Origin of the sequence: Gramella sp. KN1008, from assembly GCF_004332155.1 — a bacterium.
Taxonomy (GTDB): domain Bacteria; phylum Bacteroidota; class Bacteroidia; order Flavobacteriales; family Flavobacteriaceae; genus Christiangramia.
The window spans coordinates 414,341-433,618 of sequence record NZ_SJDV01000001.1; the positions used below are offsets into that span (position 1 = coordinate 414,341).

Consider the following 19,278-nt stretch of genomic DNA (forward strand, 5'->3'; position numbering starts at 1 on the left):
TACTTTTTTTACATTAAGGCTAATTAGAGAAAAAATTGACAATGGCGAAAGAAGATTTAGAATGTTCCTTTTGTGGAAGAAAGAAGCCTGAAACCAATCTGCTCATTGCCGGACTGGATGCTCATATCTGTGACAGATGTATAGAGCAGGCTCATGGTATTGTAGTGGAGGAATCCAGGCAGGGTGAGGCAAGAGAGCTTTCATCAGATTTGATGCTTAGTAAGCCCAAAACTATTAAGGCTTTCCTGGATGAATATATCATAGGTCAGGAAGAAACTAAGAAAGTGATGTCTGTTGCTGTTTATAATCATTATAAGAGATTGTTGCAGCCGGATAGCGAGGATGATGTAGAGATCCAGAAAAGTAATATTGTGATGGTAGGGGAGACCGGAACCGGGAAAACCCTGATGGCAAGAACCATTGCAAAGATGCTGAATGTACCTCTTGCTATAGTTGACGCGACGGTTCTTACTGAAGCTGGATATGTGGGAGAGGATGTAGAAGGTATTCTGACCAGATTACTTCAGGCAGCCGACTATAATACCGAAAAAGCTCAGCGTGGAATAGTGTTTATCGATGAGATAGATAAGATCGCACGTAAAAGTGATAACCCGTCCATTACCCGTGATGTTTCAGGTGAAGGAGTTCAGCAGGCATTGTTGAAACTTCTTGAGGGGACTACGGTAAATGTACCGCCAAAAGGAGGGCGTAAACATCCCGATCAGAAATTTATTGAGGTGAATACTGAAAATATCCTTTTTATTGCCGGAGGAGCTTTTGACGGAATAGAAAGGATCATTAGTAAGCGACTTAATATGCAGGCTGTTGGCTTCAGTGCTTCAAAGAGCGAAGAAACCATTGAACGCACTAACCTGTTAAAGTATATCATCCCAAAAGACCTTAAGGAATTTGGGCTAATACCCGAGATCATCGGTAGATTGCCGGCTCTTACTTATATGAACCCACTGGACAGGTCTACCTTGCGGGCTATTCTTACCGAACCAAAAAATGCGATTATAAAGCAATATAAGAAGCTGTTTGAAATGGATGATATCGAATTCGATATCAGTGAAGAGGCATTGGATTATATAGTTGATAAAGCGGTAGAATATAAACTGGGTGCACGTGGATTGCGTTCGTTATGTGAAGCGATATTAACAGACGCCATGTTCGAGCTTCCCGAAAGTGAAGAAGATGATTTCACCGTTACGCGGGAATATGCTGAAGATAAATTGAACAAATCAACGATGAGTAAGCTGAAAGCGGTGTCTTAAAAAAGCTTTAAGCTACGTTCATCAGAAACAATAAAAAAGTCCTCAAAATTTTGAGGACTTTTTTTATTTGAGATCTTTAGACTCTGTAGTTGAATTCTACTGTTTTCCAAATCCTTATTTGCCATCTAATGCCCGGAGTTTTTCAGCTGCACGTGAGTTGCCATTCAAGGTTAAAGCATGTCTATAAGTCTCTCTTGCTTTTTCTATTTTGCCTTGGGAGGCGTAACAATCTCCCAGTGCCTCCCAGGCCTGGTAGCTATTAGGGAAATTACGTGTATTCATTTCAAAAAGTGCCTTAGCGTCCTTATATAAGTTCATGGACATAAGGAAGGAGCCCATTCCCATGATCTGATCCTCATAAGGCTTAATTTCGCTGGCCATGTGTAAGGATAGGTTATCAAATTGCTCAGTGTAATCCTTAAGAAAACCATTTCTGAAATCCTGCAGGGAGCTAGGACTAAAAGTGGGAAGGTTAAAATAATCGTATAAGAATCGCATTCCATCATATTGACCAATATGTACCACTGTTATATGGTTCTCATCAGGGTAATCTTTAATTTTTAAAGCTACCCGATTTGCAAATCGATTCCGAAGGATACCTGTTAATTTTTCCTTGGCTTCCATAGATCCTTCTGGATAATCCTCTGCCTCACCTCCCTTTTTTCTTTCATAGCCAGTTATGTAATTAGCATTCGCTACATAGAGTGATTTATTATTGAACCGGCTGTCCATAGCGGTCTCTTCAAATTGCTTTATGAGATACTGGTCATTCCACCAAACGGAAGGATCAAGCACCAGGTAATCATCAAATAAATTGGTTCTATTTATAAAAGTATGTAGAGCAAGCAATCCACCGAGGGAATGCCCTACAAGTAGACGATGAGATAAGACAGGGTATTCTTTCTCGATCTGTGGAATTAGTTCTTTCTGGATAAAATCCAGAAACTTATCTCCACCGCCGCCCACATTGGCCATTGCCTCGGTCAAGTATGGAAGGTCTGGTTGAGTTTTTGTAGGAGAGAGGTCTATCCAGCGATTTGTGTTTGGGATCCCGATCACGATCATTTTTGGAATGAGCATATGTGCAGGGGAGGACAAACTTTTTACATGTCCGACAAACGGAATAAAAAAACTTTCACCATCCAATACGTAAGCGACGGGATAATTTTGGTTGGAAGTGGAATTGTTTAGCACTTCATCCGGCAGATGAACATAATATTCCCGGTCTTCGTCCAGTATTTCAGAATGAATGGTTTCAGTGAACCCAATCTCTATTGGTTTTCGTTCTTGCGCCCAGGCGCTGCTGACTCCCAGAAATAGGAGGAAAAATATGACATTTATTCTCATCTTTTATTATTAAGCTTTTTATAGCGGCGCAAATTATTCGCTATAAGATATTGTCGGCATTTTAAAATTAATGCTTAAACAATGATTAAGACAGGGGAATTTCCCTGAAAATAAGAATATTATAATTTGGAAAGAATGGGTTTGGCTGATAGAAGAACTTCAGATCTCATGGAATTAAACTCCATGCTCTTCACTGCTCACTGGAAAACGTGCCTACCAGCTTCCTCCGGCACCGCCACCGCCAAATCCGCCACCACCGAAGCCTCCTCCAAAGCCTCCGCCACCGCCGAATCCGCCACCGGAACTTCCGCCAAATCCACCACCGCCAAAACTTCCGCGGCCCAGAGAGCTTAAAATAATGGCATCCCAAAGTACACTGCGTCCACGACCTCTTCCGCCGCGGCCACCGCCTCTTTTATTGAACATGGAGATGATGATAACTATAAAGATTATAAAGACGATGATCGAGCGTATAGGAAGTCCCCCGCTTCCCGATTTTCGGCCCGGGGCACCTTGAAAGGTTCCATTCAGAACCTGAAAAATTGCTGTTGTTCCCTTATTCAGGCCGGCATAGATATCGCCGTTTCTGAATTCGGGAAGTATGATAAGTTCGATGATCTCTTTGGTTTTGGCATCGGTCATATACTCTTCCAGGCCGTAACCGGTAGTGATCCAGATTTTCCTTTCTTTTTCAGCAACAAGGATCAGTAGACCATTATCCTTTTCACTCTGGCCTATTCCCCATTCGTGGGCCCAATGGGCTGCATAGGTGCCTTCATATTCGCCTTCAAGGGATTGGATCGTCACTATAACGATCTGCGTTGAAGTAGTATCGGCGTAGTTGATAAGCTTTTGGGACAGTCTCTTCTCGTCGGTAGAAGATAGCATCCCTGCGTCATCATAAACACTTGTCTGCTCTGAAGGTTTTTCTGGAATATCCCGTTGCGCGATGGTATTGAACGCTGTAAAAAGGGCCAGTAAGAAAATAATTCGTTTGATAAGCCTATGCTTTTGAGATTTGATCAGATAATTCGTTGGTATCCCCTTCATTCCAGGGGAAATGCTTCTGAAGCTGTTCTCCTGCTTTTAAGACACCTTGTACAAGACCTTCTTTAAAATGGCCTTTTTTGAAATGAGAGACAATAAGATCTTTAGTGCTTTCCCAGAAGTCATCCGGTACTACATCATTGATTCCCTTGTCGCCATAGATCACAAAATTACGATCCTCAATGGCCACATAGATAAGCACTCCATTGTCCTGTTTGGTGTTGTCCATTTTTAGCATATGGAAAACTTCCATGGCTCTTTCAAAGATGTCCTTGCTTTCTGTACTTCGCTCCAGGTGAACACGAATCTCACCCGATGTCTTCATTTCGGCTTTCCTGATCGCGTCTACGATTTCGGCTTCTTCTTTTTTTGATAGAAAGCCTTTGTCTGCATCCTGTCCCATGGCTTAAAAATCGAATTCCACATCAGGGGCGTCTTCAGCTCCTGCATCGGCCTGGAAACGCTCCATTCTTTCAAATCCGAACATTCCGGCAAAAATATTATTCGGGAATACTCTAATATAAGTATTATAGTCGGTAACTGCTTCATTAAAGCGGTCACGGGCCACGTTTATCCTGTTTTCGGTTCCCTCCAGCTGGGACTGTAGCTGAAGGAAATTCTGGTTTGCCTTCAGATCTGGATATCTTTCAACTGTTACAAGCAGTCGTGAAAGGGCAGAGGTGACTCCCTGCTGGGCCTCCTGGAATTGCTGTATCTGGGCAGCGCTTAGATTATCGGCATCCACATTTACCGAGGTCGCCTTTGCTCTTGCCTCTATCACATCGGTTAATGTTCCCCTTTCAAAATCGGCAGCGCCTTCAACGGTTTTTACAAGATTACCAATAAGGTCATTCCGTCTTTGATACGAAGACTCCACGTTAGACCAGGCCAGCTTGGCATTTTCTTCTTTTGCCACTGCTGTATTATTGAATCCTGCAGTGAACTTCCAGATCACGACCACGCCAATAACGATAATTATTAAAGGAATTAACCACTTTTTCATATTACAGTTGATTTTTAAGGTTGATTAGTTCTGCTTTTACACTTTCCAGCTTACGAATAATTTCAAAGTTGCTGAGTGTTTTATGTTTTTCTTCTTTAAGATGGGTCTTTGCTCCTTCCAGAGTAAAGCCCCGTTCTTTTACCAGGTGATAGATTAATTCAAGGTTCTTAATGTCTTCCGGAGTGAATTTTCTATTGCCTTTGGCATTTTTCTTCGGCTTGATCACATCGAATTCCTTCTCCCAGAATCTGATAAGTGACGTATTCACATCAAATGCATCAGCCACTTCGCCAATGCTGTAGTAACGTTTGTCTGGTAGATTGATGTGCATTAATCAAGCGATTGATTTTCTCGTTGGGCTCTTTCGAGCACTTTGCCAAACTCTTCCGGGGAGAGGTTGCCATAATAGAAGTTTATAGGATTGATCCTTTTATCATCCTTGAATATTTCATAATGAAGGTGAGGAGCTTCCGAACGTCCCGTACTTCCAACAAAACCTATCACATCCCCTCTTTTCACTCTCTGTCCCCTTCTTACATTATATTTATATAAATGTGCATAAAGACTTGTGTAGCCATAGCCATGATCTATCCTGATGTGGTTTCCATACCCGGTAGAACGGCTATCTGCTCTTACCACCCTGCCATCTCCCGTGGCATAAACCGGAGTTCCTCTTGGAGCGGTAAAGTCCATCCCGTAATGGAATTTCTTTACTTTGGTAAAAGGATCGTTTCGCCAGCCGTAACCAGAAGCGATCCTGCTAAGATCTTCATTATTGACGGGTTGTATGGCTGGTATTGCAGAGAGTAAGTTGCCCTTTTCCTTTGCCAGTTCTGCGATTTCATCCAGAGATTTAGATTGTACTACCAAACGTTTTGTCAGGATGTCCATCCTTTTGGTGGTCTCAATGATAAGCTTACTGTTGTCAAAACCTTCGAGGTCTTTATAACGGTTAATCCCTCCAAATCCGGCCATTCTTTGCTCATCAGGAATCGGGTTGGCCTCAAAATACAGACGGTAGATACTGTTATCGCGATCTTCAATATTCGCCATCACGTCCTGTATCTGGTCCATTTTCTTGTTGAGCAGGCCGTACTGCAATTCCATATTCTTAAGCTCACGCTTTAGTGCTTTTTCTTTTGGAGTCTCAATTTCTGGAATATTCAGATAGACCATTAGCAGAATGAACCCGCCTAAAAAGGAGCCGGTGATACCAAGTAAAATAATGCCTAAGCGACGGCCTTTCTTTTGCTCGATCTTCTTATAGGAAAGGGTCTCACTATCGTAATAATATTTAACCTTCGACATGAGTTAAATTTATGCTATTTTTGCGTCTCGAAACGGCTCAAAAACCGTGCAATCTTGTACGGTTAACGAACAAATATAGTAATTGTTTTGCCGTCTTCATAATTTAATGAATTTTGCAAGAAAATAACTGAATGAAGTCACAGGATATTCGCAAAGAGTTTTTAGAGTTTTTCAAATCGAAATCCCATACCATTGTCCCATCGGCACCCATGGTGATCAAAGATGATCCCACGCTGATGTTTACAAATGCGGGAATGAACCAGTTCAAGGAGTATTTCCTTGGGAATTCCGTTTCTAAAAGCAGTCGGGTTACCGATACTCAAAAGTGTCTCAGAGTTAGCGGAAAGCATAATGATCTTGAGGAAGTAGGACACGATACTTATCATCATACCATGTTCGAAATGCTTGGTAACTGGAGTTTTGGAGATTACTTCAAAAAAGAGGCTATTCACTGGGCGTGGGAACTGCTGACGGAAGTATATAAGATAGATCCTGAAAATCTCTATGTTTCTGTATTTGAAGGTAGTGATGATCGTGATAATTTCGGACTTGATACGGAAGCTCTTGAATTGTGGAAGGAGATCGTGCCTGAAGAGAGGATCATTTTCGGAAATAAAAAGGATAATTTCTGGGAAATGGGTGATCAGGGGCCTTGCGGACCATGTTCTGAAATTCATATCGATATAAGATCAGACGAGGAGAAAGAGAAAACTCCGGGAAGAGAGCTGGTGAATATGGATCACCCGCAGGTGGTGGAGATCTGGAATCTGGTTTTCATGCAATACAACCGGAAGGCTAATGGTGATCTTGAAGAATTGCCTGCTAAACATATAGATACCGGGATGGGATTTGAGCGGTTGTGTATGGTGCTCCAGGGAAAGAAATCCAATTATGATACAGATGTCTTCACTCCGCTTATTTCAGAAATTGAAAAGATAACCGACTCAAAATATGGCAGATCTGAAGAGACAGATATCGCCATGAGAGTTATCGCCGATCATGTGAGGGCTGTGGCATTTTCAATTGCCGATGGTCAGCTTCCAAGTAATACAGGTGCTGGATATGTGATAAGAAGAATCTTAAGAAGGGCGATCCGCTACGGATTCACCTTTTTGAATACTAAAGAGCCGTTTATCTATAAACTGGTGCCCGTTCTAAGTAACCAAATGGGAAGTGCTTTCCCTGAGTTGAAATCCCAGGCCAGCCTGATGGAAAATGTTATTCGTGAAGAGGAAGCCTCTTTCCTGAGAACCCTGGAACAGGGTCTGGTTCTTTTGGAGAATCTCATGAAAGACTCTGCTGATAAGAGAATATCCGGAGAAAAGGCTTTTGAGCTTTATGATACTTATGGATTCCCAATAGATCTTACAGCTCTTATCTTACGTGAGAACGGTTTTGAACTTGACGAGAAAGGTTTTGATGAGGAACTGAAAAAACAGAAGGATCGGTCTCGTAAAGCTACTCAGGTGAGTGCAGGAGACTGGACGGAGCTTGCGGAGGTCGAAGAGGAAAGCTTTGTGGGGTACGATCAGTTGGAAGCAGATGTGAAAATAGCAAAATACCGGAAGGTGGAATCAAAGAAGCAAGGGGAGATGTACCAGGTGGTACTTAACCAAACTCCTTTCTATCCGGAAGGTGGAGGCCAGGTAGGCGATAAAGGAATACTGATGTCTTCTGAAGGGGAGGTGATAGATGTAGTGGATACCAAAAGAGAAAATAACCAGATAGTTCATTTTGTAAAAAAACTTCCTCAGAAGCCGGAGGTGAATTTTGAAGCCATCGTAAATAAAACCGAGAGGTCCAATACGGCCAGTAACCATACGGCTACTCATTTGCTTCATCAGGCTTTGAGAAGTATTCTGGGAACCCATGTAGAGCAAAAGGGGTCGATGGTTCAAAGCGATTACCTGAGATTTGACTTTTCTCATTTCAGTAAGGTGTCTTCTGAAGAGCTTCAAAAGGTTGAAGATTTTGTGAATGCAAGAATTAAGGAGCAGATAGGCCTTGATGAGAAGAGGAATATCAGTTATCAGGAAGCCATAGATGATGGCGCCATTGCTTTATTCGGAGAGAAGTACGGAGATTCTGTGAGAGCGATTCGTTTTGGAGAATCCATGGAGCTTTGCGGAGGAACGCATGTACAGAATACTTCAGATATCTGGTATTTCAAGATAACAGGAGAATCTGCAGTCGCTTCAGGAATAAGAAGAATAGAGGCGATTACGGGTGAAGCCGCCATGAATTATTTTGAAGAACAAACCAGTATTCTGAGTGAGATCAAAAACGGATTGAAGAATCCTAAAGATCCGGTAAAAGCCATTAACGCTCTGCAGGAAGAAAATGCAGCTTTAAGGAAACAGGTAGAAAGTTTGCTAAAGGATAAGGCGAAGAATCTTAAATCTGAACTTCAACAGGAAATAAAGAATGTGAACGGTGTGAATTTTCTTTCCAAAAAACTTGATCTGGATGCCGGGGGGATTAAGGATCTTGCCTTTCAAATGGGAGAGGAGATGGATGACCTGTTTCTTTTATTTGGAACCGAACAAAACGGAAAGGCTTTACTGTCCTGTTATATTTCAAAGGAGCTGGTGAAAGAAAAAGACCTGAACGCAGGACAGATCGTGAGAGAACTTGGAAAATACATCCAGGGAGGTGGAGGAGGTCAGCCATTCTTTGCTACGGCAGGAGGGAAGAATCCTGGTGGTCTTAATGAAGCACTTCAAAAAGCTGAAAGTTTTATAAAATAAAAGGAAAATCCCGGTTATATGACCGGGATTTTTTAATTTAAGCATATGGATTTCAGAACTAAAGTTCCGGTACAGGAAGGGTTTCCCAAACTAGAACACGGGAAGGCTGTGTTTCTTATAGGCTCCTGTTTTGTTGAAAATATTGGAGCCAAGCTGGAATGGTTCAGGTTTCAGACGCTGCAGAATCCCACAGGTATTATTTTTCATCCTTCACCTATACGAAGATTTTTTCAGCGAGTTTCCAATAATGAAGATTATAGAGAAAAGGATCTGATCGAGTTCAATGGGGGATGGCAGTCTCTTGAGGCTCATTCAGATATGCGAAGAGAAAGCCGGGAAAGATGTCTGGAAGATCTTAATGAATCCTTGAAAAACAGCAGGGAATTCCTCTCAACTGCCTCTCATATTATTATAAGCCTTGGAACCGCCTGGGGATATATTTATAAAGACAATACTGATATTGCGGCCAATTGTCACAAGATCCCCCAAAAGAAATTCAAAAAGGAGCTTTCATCGGTAGATGAGATCATTAACGATCTGGAGGTGATAGCCCATTCTGTTTCACAGATCAATCAAGATACAAAGATCATTTTCACCATTTCGCCTGTTAGACATTTAAGAGACGGTGTTGTTGAAAATCAGCAGAGCAAGGCGCACCTTATTACAGCCTTACATGAATTTTTAAAGGATAATGATTTGGCATCCTACTTTCCTTCCTATGAAATTATGATGGATGAATTGAGAGATTACCGTTTTTATACCGAAGACATGCTTCATCCAAGCAAAGTCGCTGTAAATTATATCTGGAAGCTTTTTTCCTACAACTGGATAGAAGAAAAATCACTCGCTTTAAATACAGAAATCGATAAGATTCAGAAGGCACTTTCGCATCGCCCACGCGCAGAAAATTCTGCAGATCATAAGAAATTTCTTACGAAAATCCAAGCTAAAATCGAGGAAATTCAAAAAAAACACCCTGAAATCACCTTTTCTTAGGCCTTGCTATTACTGGGATTGTTAATTTTTTAATATAAAGACTACACATTTTTCATACTTTATATTAAAATATTCGTATTTTTACCATGCAGATTCGAAGTAAATTGGGTTTGATTATCAAGGATGTACACCTCAAATAATCAGCAGTTTACGGATAATTTGTTTTCTAAAATTTGTTGGGGTAGATTTTAGAATATTCTAAAGGACGGGTGGGGCCGTCCTTTAGTTTTTTTAGAATCTCTGATTTTAACTTTCTTTAGGATTAGACTTTCCATTCTTCTGTTTCTTTTTTCCTAACTTTTCCTTTTCTAAATCTATCTACATGAAAAATATTCTCCTGGCCGTACTTCTTATAGTGGTGGTCATTCTGGGATTTATGTACCTCGACGAAAGAAACGATGAAGAAGAAAAACTGGAGGCAGATACAGCCCTCATACAGGAACAGATAAGAAATGTAGGGAAGCTTGTAGTCACGGAAGGTAGTTTTTCACAGGTCTTTACTTATAAGAATTCTAAAAGTTTCTATTTCGATATACTTTCTGCCAGAAAAAAGGCCCTTATCGTTGTTAATGCGGAAGTGAGTGTGGCTTATGATCTAAGCAAACTTGATATAGAGGTGGATGAAGAGAGAAAAAAGGTGATAATCAAGGATATCCCCCGCGAAGAGATCAGTATAAATCCAAATATCAAATATTATGATGTTACCCAGGATTATCTCAACCAATTCGAGGCGGAAGACTATAACAAGATAAAAGAACGCATAGAAGAATCTCTGGCAAAAAAGATCGAAAGTTCTTCCCTTAAGTCCAATGCGAAAAACAGACTTGTGAGCGAACTTCAGAAAATATATATCCTGACGAATAGTATGGGCTGGACCTTAGAATACCAGGACCAAACCATTGGGAATTCAGAAGCGCTTGAAACTATAAAACTTTAGGTGGCAGCCAGGTTGCTTTCTGTCATTTCTATACCATCTTCAATAAGATGAGCCACTTCAGGTCTGGATTTCTTTAATTCTTCCAGGTAAGACTTTACTTCCCGGGCCAGTTTCTGGTCATCTTCCATCGCCAGTTCATAAATCTCTACAGATAATAACCAGTCTTTAGGATGATGTTTTTTAACGATGTCAAAAGCGGCCTGAAGTGAGAATTTGGTGTTCTCTCCATTTCTAATATTTCTAACCGATTCATAAAGTGATTCCAGTTCTTCCCTTTCAGGTGTTTTCTTGCTCTTTATAGTGGTGGTAGAAGGCGTATGTGTGATAAGGTCAAACGAATCGTGGTCTGCAGGACCCGCGAAGGCAGAGATAATGTCTTTACCTACGGCCATGTCATACCTGCCCCAATCCGGTTTGAACAGAGTTTCATCATTATAGGTTACTGTACAGTTCTTAAAGCTTATAAGAATGATTTTTCCCTGAAGGTTTCTGGTGCCGGTGATTATTTCACCTTCTACTTTCACTCCTCCTTCAAATTCCAGGGCTACATTCTCACCCTCATAGATGGCGTAAGCGCGAAGATCGCGCGGGCTCATGTCTTCAATGGCAAGGTTGATACCTTTCAGTTTCCCAATTGGAGAGCCAAAACCTTCGGGATGGGTGGAAACTCCATGTCCCACCAGTTCCTTTTCCCTGTATGCAAGAGCTGTCTTTCCTTTTGTTTGTATATAGACAGGTTTTCCTTCGTGGTCTATTACATTCTCAAAATTACCTGAGATCTGGATCCCGGTACTTAATTCAATGCTTCCTATATTTTTAGAATCGATGAGTTTTTGAACACCTTCAAGTCCGCCTTTTCTTAGTGCCATTTTATTCGCGAACTCTTCGAGTACCAGGCTCAGGTGAGCGAAATCCGGCGTGACGAAAAGTTGTGGCTGAGGCTTCGTAATATCAAATTCCTGTTTTGCAGCTTCAATGGTATATGGGAATTTTTTAACTGCATCTGTAAGGCATGACTTGCTTTCCCCAATAGAGGAGAGGAGTCCTGCACCGTAGATTTTAGGCTGTTCCAGTGTTCCTATAAGTCCGTACTCCACGGTCCACCAGTGAAGATTTCTTATCTGCGCCATTTCGCTGGGCTTCACATCGGCATTCTGAAGTTCATCTACCTTTTTCTCAACTTCTTCAATTTTTTCTTTCGGCGTGTCTTCGGCTTCTTTAAGGATAGAAAGTTCTCGAATCGCTTCATAGACTTCATAATCATGAGAACTTGAAATAGCCTTACAGCCAATTTCGCCAAAACGTCTCAGGTATTCGGCGTACTCGGGATTGGCGATAATTGGAGCGTGACCTGCTCCTTCGTGGATGATATCCGGCGCGGGAGTGTATTCGATATGTTCAAGCTGACGAATATCGCTGGCTATTACAAGTACGTTGTAAGCCTGGAATTCCATAAAAGCGGCCGGAGGTATAAATCCGTCCACCGCTACCGCGGCCCAGCCTATCTCTTTCAGGATACGGTTCATCCCATACATGTTAGGGATACTGTCTATCGAAATTCCCGTTTGTTTGAGGCCTTCCAGATAGGATTCATGGGCCACCTTGCTCAGGTAATCCACATTCTTACGCATCACATATCTCCATACCGCCTGATTTATAGGAGTGTAATCCTCATAATTCTGTGGTTTGATATATTGTGTAAGATGGGCTGGAAGCCTGTCCAGGATTTCATTCGATTGAATATTATCTAACATGATTCAGGTTTACTAAAACGTTTGCGTTAAAAGTACAAAATTTGATAGAAAAGCGAATAAGATACTTAACCCTGGGGTATAAAAAAGCCCCTTTAAAAGGGGCTGCTTTTTTAAACTTTATTTTTCCATCCCGGGAGGATATTTCTCCATTATTTTGGCCACGATCTCATTGATGCGTTCCTGTTTCTTGTTCACCTCACGGGCAAGGGCTGCAGTTCCCATTCCCTGCCATACCAGTTCCTTGTCTTCAGAATCGATAAGGTCTATATACAAGGTCCCTTCGCTGGTTCTGTTAACCGTATTGAAGCCGCTTCCCCAGTACCATGGGTGCCATCCCCAGCCGTATCCCCAGTAAGGGTAGTTGTGCTGGTAGATGTTGATGTTCTCATTGGTCTTAGTAAATATGCTTACCAGCAAATCAGGATTTTCAGACTTGGTAAAACCTTTCTTTTGCATTTCGGTCTCTATAGCTCTTAATATCCGCTTCTTATCAAGGTCTGATATTTCGGCTTTATCTATTCCTGGTTTGAAAAAAGCATATGTTCCATATTCACTGAAATTAGCTTCGCGATCATAATCCGATGCGACCCTCACGCTTTCACAGGAGGTAAACAGGACTGCAAATAGTAGCAGAACAGGTGTAAATTTTAGAAATTTCATAGATTCGATTTTAAATTTGTACAAACTTTAATCGAAAAGCGTCGGATCAACCATGTTGGGAATAGTAAGTTTAAGTTGCGGATTCATCTCCATTGCGCGTTTGGCGGTGAAAACTGCTTCTTTATTCCTTGCCCAGGATCTGCGGGCAATTCCATTGTTTACATCCCAGAATAACATGGATTTCAAACGATCTTCAGATGCTTTATCACCTTCAAGAATCATGCCGAAGCCTCCATTGATCACCTCGCCCCAGCCAACGCCACCGCCATTATGAATGCTCACCCAGGTTGCTCCTCTAAAGCTGTCTCCAATCACATTCTGTATAGCCATATCGGCTGTAAAGCGTGAACCATCATAGATATTGGAAGTTTCCCTGTATGGGGAGTCTGTTCCGGAAACATCATGGTGATCGCGCCCTAATACCACTGGGCCAATCTCACCACGGCCAATAGCATCGTTAAAGGCTTTAGCGATTTCTATCCTCCCCTCGGCGTCAGCATAAAGGATTCTCGCCTTCGAGCCAACTACAAGTCTGTTCTCCTGTGCTCCTTTGATCCACTGAATATTATCCTGCATCTGCTGCTGAATTTCAGTTGGAGAGTTCTCTTTTAATTTATGAAGAACCCTTGTCGCGATCTCATCGGTCTTTTGAAGGTCTTCATCTTTTCCCGAAGCGCAAACCCATCTGAAAGGACCAAAACCATAATCAAAGCACATCGGGCCCATAATATCCTGAACGTAACTTGGATATTTAAAACCTTTTCCGTCTTCACTCAATATATCTGCACCTGCCCTGGAAGCCTCCAGCAAAAAGGCATTTCCGTAGTCAAAGAAATAAGTGCCTTTTGCAGTATGTTTATTGATAGCTGCCGCCTGTCTTCTTAAACTTTCCTGAACTTTCTCTTTAAACAGATCAGGCCTCGAGGCCATCATTTCGTTGGCTTCTTCAAAGCTTAAATCAACCGGGTAGTAACCACCGGCCCATGGATTATGAAGAGAGGTCTGGTCACTTCCCAGGTCTATATAAATATCATATTCGGCAAAGTATTCCCATACTTCCACAACATTCCCCTGGAAGGCGATGGAGACCACCTCTTTATTTAGCTTGGCTTTTTTAACTCTTTCGGCAAGTTTTTCAACATCCTCAATAACTTCGTCTACCCACCCCTGTTTGTGGCGGGTTTGAGTGGCTTTCGGGTTTACTTCAGCACAAACGGTGATGCAACCCGCGATATTCCCTGCTTTAGGTTGGGCTCCGCTCATTCCTCCAAGTCCTGAAGTGACAAATAGTTTTCCGCTAAGGTCTTCACCCTGTTTAGCGATCTTTCTACCTGCATTGAGAACAGTGATGGTGGTTCCATGAACAATTCCCTGCGGGCCAATATACATATAGCTTCCGGCAGTCATTTGACCATATTGGGTAACTCCAAGTGCGTTGAATTTTTCCCAGTCATCAGGTTTGGAATAATTCGGGATCATCATACCGTTAGTAACAACCACTCGCGGAGCATTTGGATGTGAAGGGAAAAGTCCCATGGGATGACCCGAATACATTACCAGGGTCTGATTATCGTCCATCTCGGCCAGGTATTTCATGGTAAGTCTGTACTGGGCCCAGTTCTGAAATACAGCCCCGTTTCCACCATAGGTGATCAGCTCTTCAGGATGCTGTGCGACTTCAGGATCCAGGTTGTTCTGGATCATCAGCATGATGCCTTTTGCCTGTACACTTTTACCAGGGTACTCATCTATAGGCCTGGCGTAAAATTCATAGTCCGGTTTAAACCGGTACATATAGATACGCCCGTATTTTTCCAGCTCTTCTCTGAATTCAGGAAGCAGCGTTTTATGATGTTTTTTATCAAAATATCTCAATGCATTTTCAAGTGCCAGTTTTTTCTCATCCTCATCGAGGATTTCCTTGCGCTTGGGAGCATGATTTAAAGATTCGTCATAAGCCTTTGGTTCCGGCAATCTATCAGGAATTCCTTCCAGTATCTGATCCTTAAAGTTCATTGGTTATGTTTCTTGTCGGTTTGTTTTTTTATTGTATCCGTAAGGGCAGTGGCGGCAACCGCTTTCACAGCAATAACCTCTTTTTAAATGATATTGTTCAGTAAAACAACGATAACCTTCAGGGGTGATGTAATAATCGCCCTCCTCTAACGGTATTCTTTTCTTCTGAAAACTCATGGGGCTAAAATACAATTTCTTATCTTGAATGCATGATTTTAATCGTGAACAAAAGGCTGCTTTCGGGCAGATTCAAGGGGCTTAGTGTATGGCCCTTTGTTATCCTTGAGAGCAGGCAGCTTAAAAAGGATAAGTTCTTTTTGAATCACGAACGAATCCACCTAAGACAGCAGTTGGAATTGCTGGTTATCTTTTTCTATGTATGGTATGCCATTGAATTTTTTGTGAGATATCTTGACTGTCGTGATGGTATGCTGGCTTACCGGAACATTAGTTTTGAAAAAGAGGCCTATCGCCGCGAAAATGATCTCAATTATTTAAAATACCGCGCTGTTTGGGCTTTTAGAAAATATCTTTAGAATCCTGTGCTCTTATATACGTCCAGCTGAACTTGTTTAACTTCGTTGAATCTTCGATTTCAGCTTCTAATAAACCCTGACCTCTCGACTAAAGCCTGTGCTGAGCGAAGCCGAAGTACTCGAGGTTACAGTTAAGGATAACGATTTTTATTTTCATTATTTATTCTGAATGAGTTGAAGTAGTTTTGCAGCATGCAGGACTTTTTTGATGATCATATTTCTGAAAATATCCCAAATGAATTCGTTACAGAGTTCCCGGGTGGAATACAGCTTTGGATCAAAAGGGAGGACCTGTTGCATCCTGAAGTTTCCGGTAATAAATTCCGGAAACTGAAATATAACCTAATTGCTGCCAGTGAACAAAAGCATAGTACTCTTTTGACTTTTGGAGGAGCCCATTCCAATCATATTGCAGCGGCAGCTGCTGCTGGTAAAATGTTTGGATTTAAAACCATAGGAGTTATACGTGGAAACGAGCTAGAAGGAAACCAGGAAAAATGGAGTCCCACTCTAAAATATGCAAGTTCCTGCGGAATGAAATTTCATTTTGTGAGCAGAGAGGAATACCGGCAAAAAGATTCAACCGGTTTTATCAATGCACTCAGGCACAGGTTTGGTGAATTTTATTTATTACCTGAGGGAGGGACAAACTATCTTGCGATCAAGGGCTGCGAAGAGATACTTACTGAAAGTGATAAGGAATTTGATTTTATATGTTCTTCTGTAGGCACCGGGGGCACTTTGGCCGGCCTGATCAATTCTTCGGAAGCCCATCAAAGAGTATTAGGTTTTTCATCCTTGAATTCTGATCATCTGCAAGATGAGGTTAAAGAACTGGTGACTAAAAGCAATTGGGAAATTATACTAAACTATCATTTTGGGGGTTATGCTAAGGTAAGTGCCGGGCTTATTGAGTTTATGAATGAATTCCATAAAAAATATAAGATCAAACTGGATCCCGTCTACACAGGGAAATTAGTTTTTGGTATTTTTGAACTCGTGAAAAGAGGTTATTTTTCTGAAAATTCTAAAATCCTGGCTATTCACACGGGAGGTTTGCAGGGAATTGAAGGAATGAATAGTTTTCTGAAGAAGAAAGATCTGCCTCAAATAATTTATTGATATGAGATTCAGCCGAATTTTATCCTTATTATTAATCAGTATTTTTGTTGCTTCCTGCGGAAGCCGAAAAAAGGTTGTTACCACTAAAAAGGAAGAATCTCGCATCGAATCCAGGGAAGAACGGGTGGTAATCCCTTCTGAAGAGGAAAGAAGGGTAGAGCCAGCACGAAATGCCTATAATTATACGGTAGAAAGTTATATTGCGGAGTTCGCTCCTATTGCCCAGGAAGAAATGAAATTATATCGTATTCCCGCGAGTATTACCCTGGCTCAGGGGATCCTTGAATCTGGAGCGGGCCGGGGAGATCTTACCCGAAGAGCCAATAATCACTTCGGAATAAAATGTCATGACTGGGAAGGAGAACGTGTTTATCATGATGATGATCTTCGTGGAGAGTGTTTCAGAAAGTATAAAGAGGCTAAATATTCATACCGGGATCATTCGCTCTTTCTGGCCAACAGGGGAAGGTATGCCTCACTTTTTGATCTTGATCCTGATGATTACAGGGGATGGGCCAAAGGCTTAAGAACGGCCGGATATGCTACCGATCGCAGGTACCCCGATAAGCTCATAAGCCTGATAGAACGTTATGAATTGTATCGTTATGATGCGGAGATCCTTGGGAGATCTTCACCTGTTTATACCTCTGTGGAGAGGCAGAATTCAGATAGTTATGTTGTACAAAAAGGGGATACACTGTATTCTATAGCGAAGAGATATAATACCACGGTAGAAGAGTTGAAAAGAAATAATGACCTGGTGGGAAATACCATTTCCATCGGTCAGGTTTTAAATATAAAATAAATGTTATCCTGAGCTGTCACCTGGAGTACTTCGGCTTCGCTCAGCACAGGCTTTAGTCGAGAGGTTAGGGCTTTAAAATAAGACCCTGAACTAAATTCAGGATGACGGAAAAAAGTAAAAGATATTTATGATTTATAAAAGAAGCAGTCAGTTATTTTCAGAAGCGAAAAAAGTAATTCCCGGCGGAGTTAACTCGCCGGTAAGAGCCTTTAAAGCTGTTGGTGGTGAGCCAATTTTCATAGAAAGCGCTAAAGGAGCTTATTTATATGATGAAGACGGAAATAAACTGATAGACTATATCAATTCCTGGGGGCCGCTTATTCTTGGACATGCTCATAAACCGGTTATCGATGCGGTGATCGAAAAAGCGAAAAAAGGAACTTCCTTTGGAACACCCACGCAACTGGAAACTAAGATCGCCGAACTGGCGGTAAAGATGGTTCCTAATATCGATAAGATAAGAATGGTGAATTCCGGAACCGAAGCCTGTATGAGTGCGGTACGTCTTGCACGTGGTTTTACCGGAAAGGAAAAGATCATCAAATTTGCCGGTTGTTATCACGGGCACAGTGATTCGTTCCTGATCCAGGCAGGGAGTGGAGCAATTACTTTTGGAACCCCTAACAGTCCGGGGGTTACACAGGGAACGGCGAAGGATACCTTGCTGGCCACATATAACGATCTTGAAAATGTAAAGGAATTAGTGGAAGCCAATAAAGATGAGATCGCCTGTATCATTCTTGAACCTGTGGCCGGGAATATGGGATGTATCCCTCCCGCGGAAGGTTTTCTCGAAGGACTAAGAAAGATCTGTGATGAAACCGGAATTCTGCTAGTATTTGATGAGGTAATGACGGGCTTCAGGCTGGCCGCAGGGGGAGTTCAGGAAAGGATGGGAGTAAATGCTGACATTGTATGTTTCGGGAAAGTGATAGGAGGTGGACTTCCGGTAGGTGCTTTTGCCGCAAGAAACGAGATCATGGATCACCTGGCTCCTGTTGGACCGGTTTACCAGGCAGGAACCCTTAGCGGAAATCCGCTGGCCATGGCCGCAGGTTTAGCCATGCTAACTGAACTTCATGAAAATCGTAACATTTTTGAAAGTATAGATAAGAAGACCGAATATCTTCATAAAGGAATGGATAAGGTTCTTAAGGAAGCCGGTGTCGATTTTACTATTAACCGTTTGGGTTCCATGATCTCAGTTCATTTTGGAAGTGAGCCGGTAACGGATTTTGACTCATCTGCAAGGTCAGCCTCTACAGGTAAATTCAATAAATTCTTCCATGGGCTTCTGGAAGAGGGGATCTATATAGCACCCAGCGCATTTGAGACCTGGTTTATCAGTGAGGCGCTTTCTTATGATGATCTTGATAAGACGATTGAAGCGGTGAGGAAAGTTGCAAAAACACTTTAATCTTTATACATGAAAAGTATCTAAACCTCACAGGTTATATAACCTGTGAGGTTTTTTATTTCTACATTTTAAGATAAACCGAGAGGTTGAAAGTAGATTTTCTTTAGACGGCAGCGAGAGAAATAAAATTTTATTTTTTTTAAGAAACAGTAGACCTCTTTAATAATTTAAATTTTGTAGGTAAAGTCTTTCGAGTTCCTATCTTTCAATGACTTAAATTTATTTTTTTTACTTTTTGTCGATTTTTTTGTTGGATAATAAGTTAAAAAAAACATAAATTCGCGCCTCCCTACTCAATATATTAATCTT

At 41.7% G+C, this 19,278-nt stretch carries 18 protein-coding genes; 8 read left to right on the top strand and 10 right to left on the bottom strand.

Going from position 1 to position 19,278, the window contains the following annotated elements; genetic code table 11:
• The first annotated feature begins 41 nt into the window (after positions 1 to 41).
• Entirely contained in the window at positions 42 to 1,274 is a 1,233-nt protein-coding gene (gene clpX, locus EZJ28_RS01995; protein ID WP_131394327.1) for an ATP-dependent Clp protease ATP-binding subunit ClpX, read from the top strand.
• A 114-nt stretch (positions 1,275 to 1,388) separates the two neighbouring features.
• Here clpX and EZJ28_RS02000 read toward each other — a convergent pair whose 3' ends face one another.
• The 6 genes from EZJ28_RS02000 to EZJ28_RS02025 form a co-directional block, all read right to left on the bottom strand.
• Positions 1,389 to 2,621 (bottom strand): alpha/beta hydrolase-fold protein, encoded by a 1,233-nt coding sequence (locus EZJ28_RS02000; RefSeq protein ID WP_131394329.1) that lies wholly within the window; start codon positions 2,619 to 2,621, stop codon positions 1,389 to 1,391.
• 213 nt (positions 2,622 to 2,834) lie between these two features.
• Positions 2,835 to 3,671 (bottom strand): YgcG family protein, encoded by an 837-nt coding sequence (locus EZJ28_RS02005; protein WP_131394331.1) that lies wholly within the window; start codon positions 3,669 to 3,671, stop codon positions 2,835 to 2,837.
• Positions 3,625 to 4,071 carry a TPM domain-containing protein gene (locus EZJ28_RS02010; protein ID WP_131394333.1) on the bottom strand — a complete coding sequence of 149 codons (447 nt, stop codon included), beginning with the start codon at positions 4,069 to 4,071 and terminating at the stop codon, positions 3,625 to 3,627. Before EZJ28_RS02010 ends, EZJ28_RS02005 begins: the two co-directional genes overlap by 47 nt.
• Positions 4,072 to 4,074: 3 nt before the next feature.
• Positions 4,075 to 4,671 carry a LemA family protein gene (locus tag EZJ28_RS02015; protein ID WP_131394335.1) on the bottom strand — a complete coding sequence of 199 codons (597 nt, stop codon included), beginning with the start codon at positions 4,669 to 4,671 and terminating at the stop codon, positions 4,075 to 4,077.
• A 1-nt stretch (position 4,672) separates the two neighbouring features.
• Positions 4,673 to 5,002: a MerR family transcriptional regulator gene (locus EZJ28_RS02020; RefSeq protein ID WP_131394336.1), complete on the bottom strand. Its 330-nt coding sequence runs from the start codon at positions 5,000 to 5,002 to the stop codon at positions 4,673 to 4,675.
• Positions 5,002 to 5,979: a M23 family metallopeptidase gene (locus EZJ28_RS02025; protein WP_131394338.1), complete on the bottom strand. Its 978-nt coding sequence runs from the start codon at positions 5,977 to 5,979 to the stop codon at positions 5,002 to 5,004. The genes EZJ28_RS02020 and EZJ28_RS02025 overlap by 1 nt, the downstream gene beginning before the upstream one ends.
• A 131-nt stretch (positions 5,980 to 6,110) precedes the next feature.
• Between EZJ28_RS02025 and alaS the strand changes: the two genes are divergently transcribed.
• From alaS to EZJ28_RS02040, 3 genes are all read left to right on the top strand, one after another.
• A complete protein-coding gene (gene alaS, locus EZJ28_RS02030) occupies positions 6,111 to 8,726 on the top strand; it encodes an alanine--tRNA ligase (protein WP_131394340.1) in 2,616 nt (871 codons plus the stop codon).
• A 45-nt stretch (positions 8,727 to 8,771) separates the two neighbouring features.
• Positions 8,772 to 9,722: a GSCFA domain-containing protein gene (locus tag EZJ28_RS02035; RefSeq protein WP_131394342.1), complete on the top strand. Its 951-nt coding sequence runs from the start codon at positions 8,772 to 8,774 to the stop codon at positions 9,720 to 9,722.
• Between the two features lie 322 nt (positions 9,723 to 10,044).
• Entirely contained in the window at positions 10,045 to 10,659 is a 615-nt protein-coding gene (locus EZJ28_RS02040; protein WP_131394344.1) for a DUF4230 domain-containing protein, read from the top strand.
• On the opposite strand, the gene EZJ28_RS02045 is transcribed toward EZJ28_RS02040, so the two are convergent.
• The 4 genes from EZJ28_RS02045 to EZJ28_RS15960 all read right to left on the bottom strand — a co-directional run bounded on the left by EZJ28_RS02045 (position 10,656) and on the right by EZJ28_RS15960 (position 15,266).
• The gene (locus EZJ28_RS02045) at positions 10,656 to 12,413 is read right to left on the bottom strand and encodes an aromatic amino acid hydroxylase (protein ID WP_131394346.1); all 1,758 of its coding nucleotides are present in this window, start codon (positions 12,411 to 12,413) and stop codon (positions 10,656 to 10,658) included. The genes EZJ28_RS02040 and EZJ28_RS02045 overlap by 4 nt on opposite strands.
• Before the next feature lie 117 nt (positions 12,414 to 12,530).
• Entirely contained in the window at positions 12,531 to 13,073 is a 543-nt protein-coding gene (locus EZJ28_RS02050) for a DUF4136 domain-containing protein (protein ID WP_131394348.1), read from the bottom strand.
• A gap of 27 nt (positions 13,074 to 13,100) precedes the next feature.
• Positions 13,101 to 15,089, bottom strand: a complete 1,989-nt coding sequence (locus tag EZJ28_RS02055; RefSeq protein WP_131394350.1) for a urocanate hydratase — start codon at positions 15,087 to 15,089, stop codon at positions 13,101 to 13,103.
• Positions 15,090 to 15,092: 3 nt separating this feature from the next.
• Positions 15,093 to 15,266, bottom strand: coding sequence for a DUF5522 domain-containing protein (locus tag EZJ28_RS15960; RefSeq protein WP_165499015.1), 174 nt, complete (start codon positions 15,264 to 15,266; stop codon positions 15,093 to 15,095).
• A gap of 32 nt (positions 15,267 to 15,298) precedes the next feature.
• On the opposite strand from EZJ28_RS15960, the gene EZJ28_RS02060 reads away from it, so the two are divergent.
• From EZJ28_RS02060 to hemL, 4 genes are all read left to right on the top strand, one after another.
• Positions 15,299 to 15,625 (top strand): hypothetical protein, encoded by a 327-nt coding sequence (locus EZJ28_RS02060; protein ID WP_131394352.1) that lies wholly within the window; start codon positions 15,299 to 15,301, stop codon positions 15,623 to 15,625.
• Positions 15,626 to 15,817: 192 nt separating this feature from the next.
• Positions 15,818 to 16,747 (top strand): 1-aminocyclopropane-1-carboxylate deaminase/D-cysteine desulfhydrase, encoded by a 930-nt coding sequence (locus EZJ28_RS02065; RefSeq protein WP_131394354.1) that lies wholly within the window; start codon positions 15,818 to 15,820, stop codon positions 16,745 to 16,747.
• 1 nt (position 16,748) lies between these two features.
• Complete coding sequence (locus tag EZJ28_RS02070; protein ID WP_131394356.1) at positions 16,749 to 17,552, top strand: glucosaminidase domain-containing protein; 804 nt, start codon at positions 16,749 to 16,751, stop codon at positions 17,550 to 17,552.
• A 127-nt stretch (positions 17,553 to 17,679) separates the two neighbouring features.
• A complete protein-coding gene (gene hemL / locus EZJ28_RS02075) occupies positions 17,680 to 18,969 on the top strand; it encodes a glutamate-1-semialdehyde 2,1-aminomutase (RefSeq protein WP_131394358.1) in 1,290 nt (429 codons plus the stop codon).
• Positions 18,970 to 19,278: the final 309 nt, after the last annotated feature.

Bases quoted from the DNA above. Each gene is read 5' to 3' on its own strand.
- clpX (WP_131394327.1), top strand. From the start codon at position 42: ATGGCGAAAGAAGATTTAGAATGTTCCTTTTGTGGAAGAAAGAAGCCT.
- EZJ28_RS02000 (WP_131394329.1), bottom strand. From the start codon at position 2,621: ATGAGAATAAATGTCATATTTTTCCTCCTATTTCTGGGAGTCAGCAGC.
- EZJ28_RS02005 (WP_131394331.1), bottom strand. From the start codon at position 3,671: ATGAAGGGGATACCAACGAATTATCTGATCAAATCTCAAAAGCATAGG.
- EZJ28_RS02010 (WP_131394333.1), bottom strand. From the start codon at position 4,071: ATGGGACAGGATGCAGACAAAGGCTTTCTATCAAAAAAAGAAGAAGCC.
- EZJ28_RS02015 (WP_131394335.1), bottom strand. From the start codon at position 4,671: ATGAAAAAGTGGTTAATTCCTTTAATAATTATCGTTATTGGCGTGGTC.
- EZJ28_RS02020 (WP_131394336.1), bottom strand. From the start codon at position 5,002: ATGCACATCAATCTACCAGACAAACGTTACTACAGCATTGGCGAAGTG.
- EZJ28_RS02025 (WP_131394338.1), bottom strand. From the start codon at position 5,979: ATGTCGAAGGTTAAATATTATTACGATAGTGAGACCCTTTCCTATAAG.
- alaS (WP_131394340.1), top strand. From the start codon at position 6,111: ATGAAGTCACAGGATATTCGCAAAGAGTTTTTAGAGTTTTTCAAATCG.
- EZJ28_RS02035 (WP_131394342.1), top strand. From the start codon at position 8,772: ATGGATTTCAGAACTAAAGTTCCGGTACAGGAAGGGTTTCCCAAACTA.
- EZJ28_RS02040 (WP_131394344.1), top strand. From the start codon at position 10,045: ATGAAAAATATTCTCCTGGCCGTACTTCTTATAGTGGTGGTCATTCTG.
- EZJ28_RS02045 (WP_131394346.1), bottom strand. From the start codon at position 12,413: ATGTTAGATAATATTCAATCGAATGAAATCCTGGACAGGCTTCCAGCC.
- EZJ28_RS02050 (WP_131394348.1), bottom strand. From the start codon at position 13,073: ATGAAATTTCTAAAATTTACACCTGTTCTGCTACTATTTGCAGTCCTG.
- EZJ28_RS02055 (WP_131394350.1), bottom strand. From the start codon at position 15,089: ATGAACTTTAAGGATCAGATACTGGAAGGAATTCCTGATAGATTGCCG.
- EZJ28_RS15960 (WP_165499015.1), bottom strand. From the start codon at position 15,266: ATGAGTTTTCAGAAGAAAAGAATACCGTTAGAGGAGGGCGATTATTAC.
- EZJ28_RS02060 (WP_131394352.1), top strand. From the start codon at position 15,299: ATGATTTTAATCGTGAACAAAAGGCTGCTTTCGGGCAGATTCAAGGGG.
- EZJ28_RS02065 (WP_131394354.1), top strand. From the start codon at position 15,818: ATGCAGGACTTTTTTGATGATCATATTTCTGAAAATATCCCAAATGAA.
- EZJ28_RS02070 (WP_131394356.1), top strand. From the start codon at position 16,749: ATGAGATTCAGCCGAATTTTATCCTTATTATTAATCAGTATTTTTGTT.
- hemL (WP_131394358.1), top strand. From the start codon at position 17,680: ATGATTTATAAAAGAAGCAGTCAGTTATTTTCAGAAGCGAAAAAAGTA.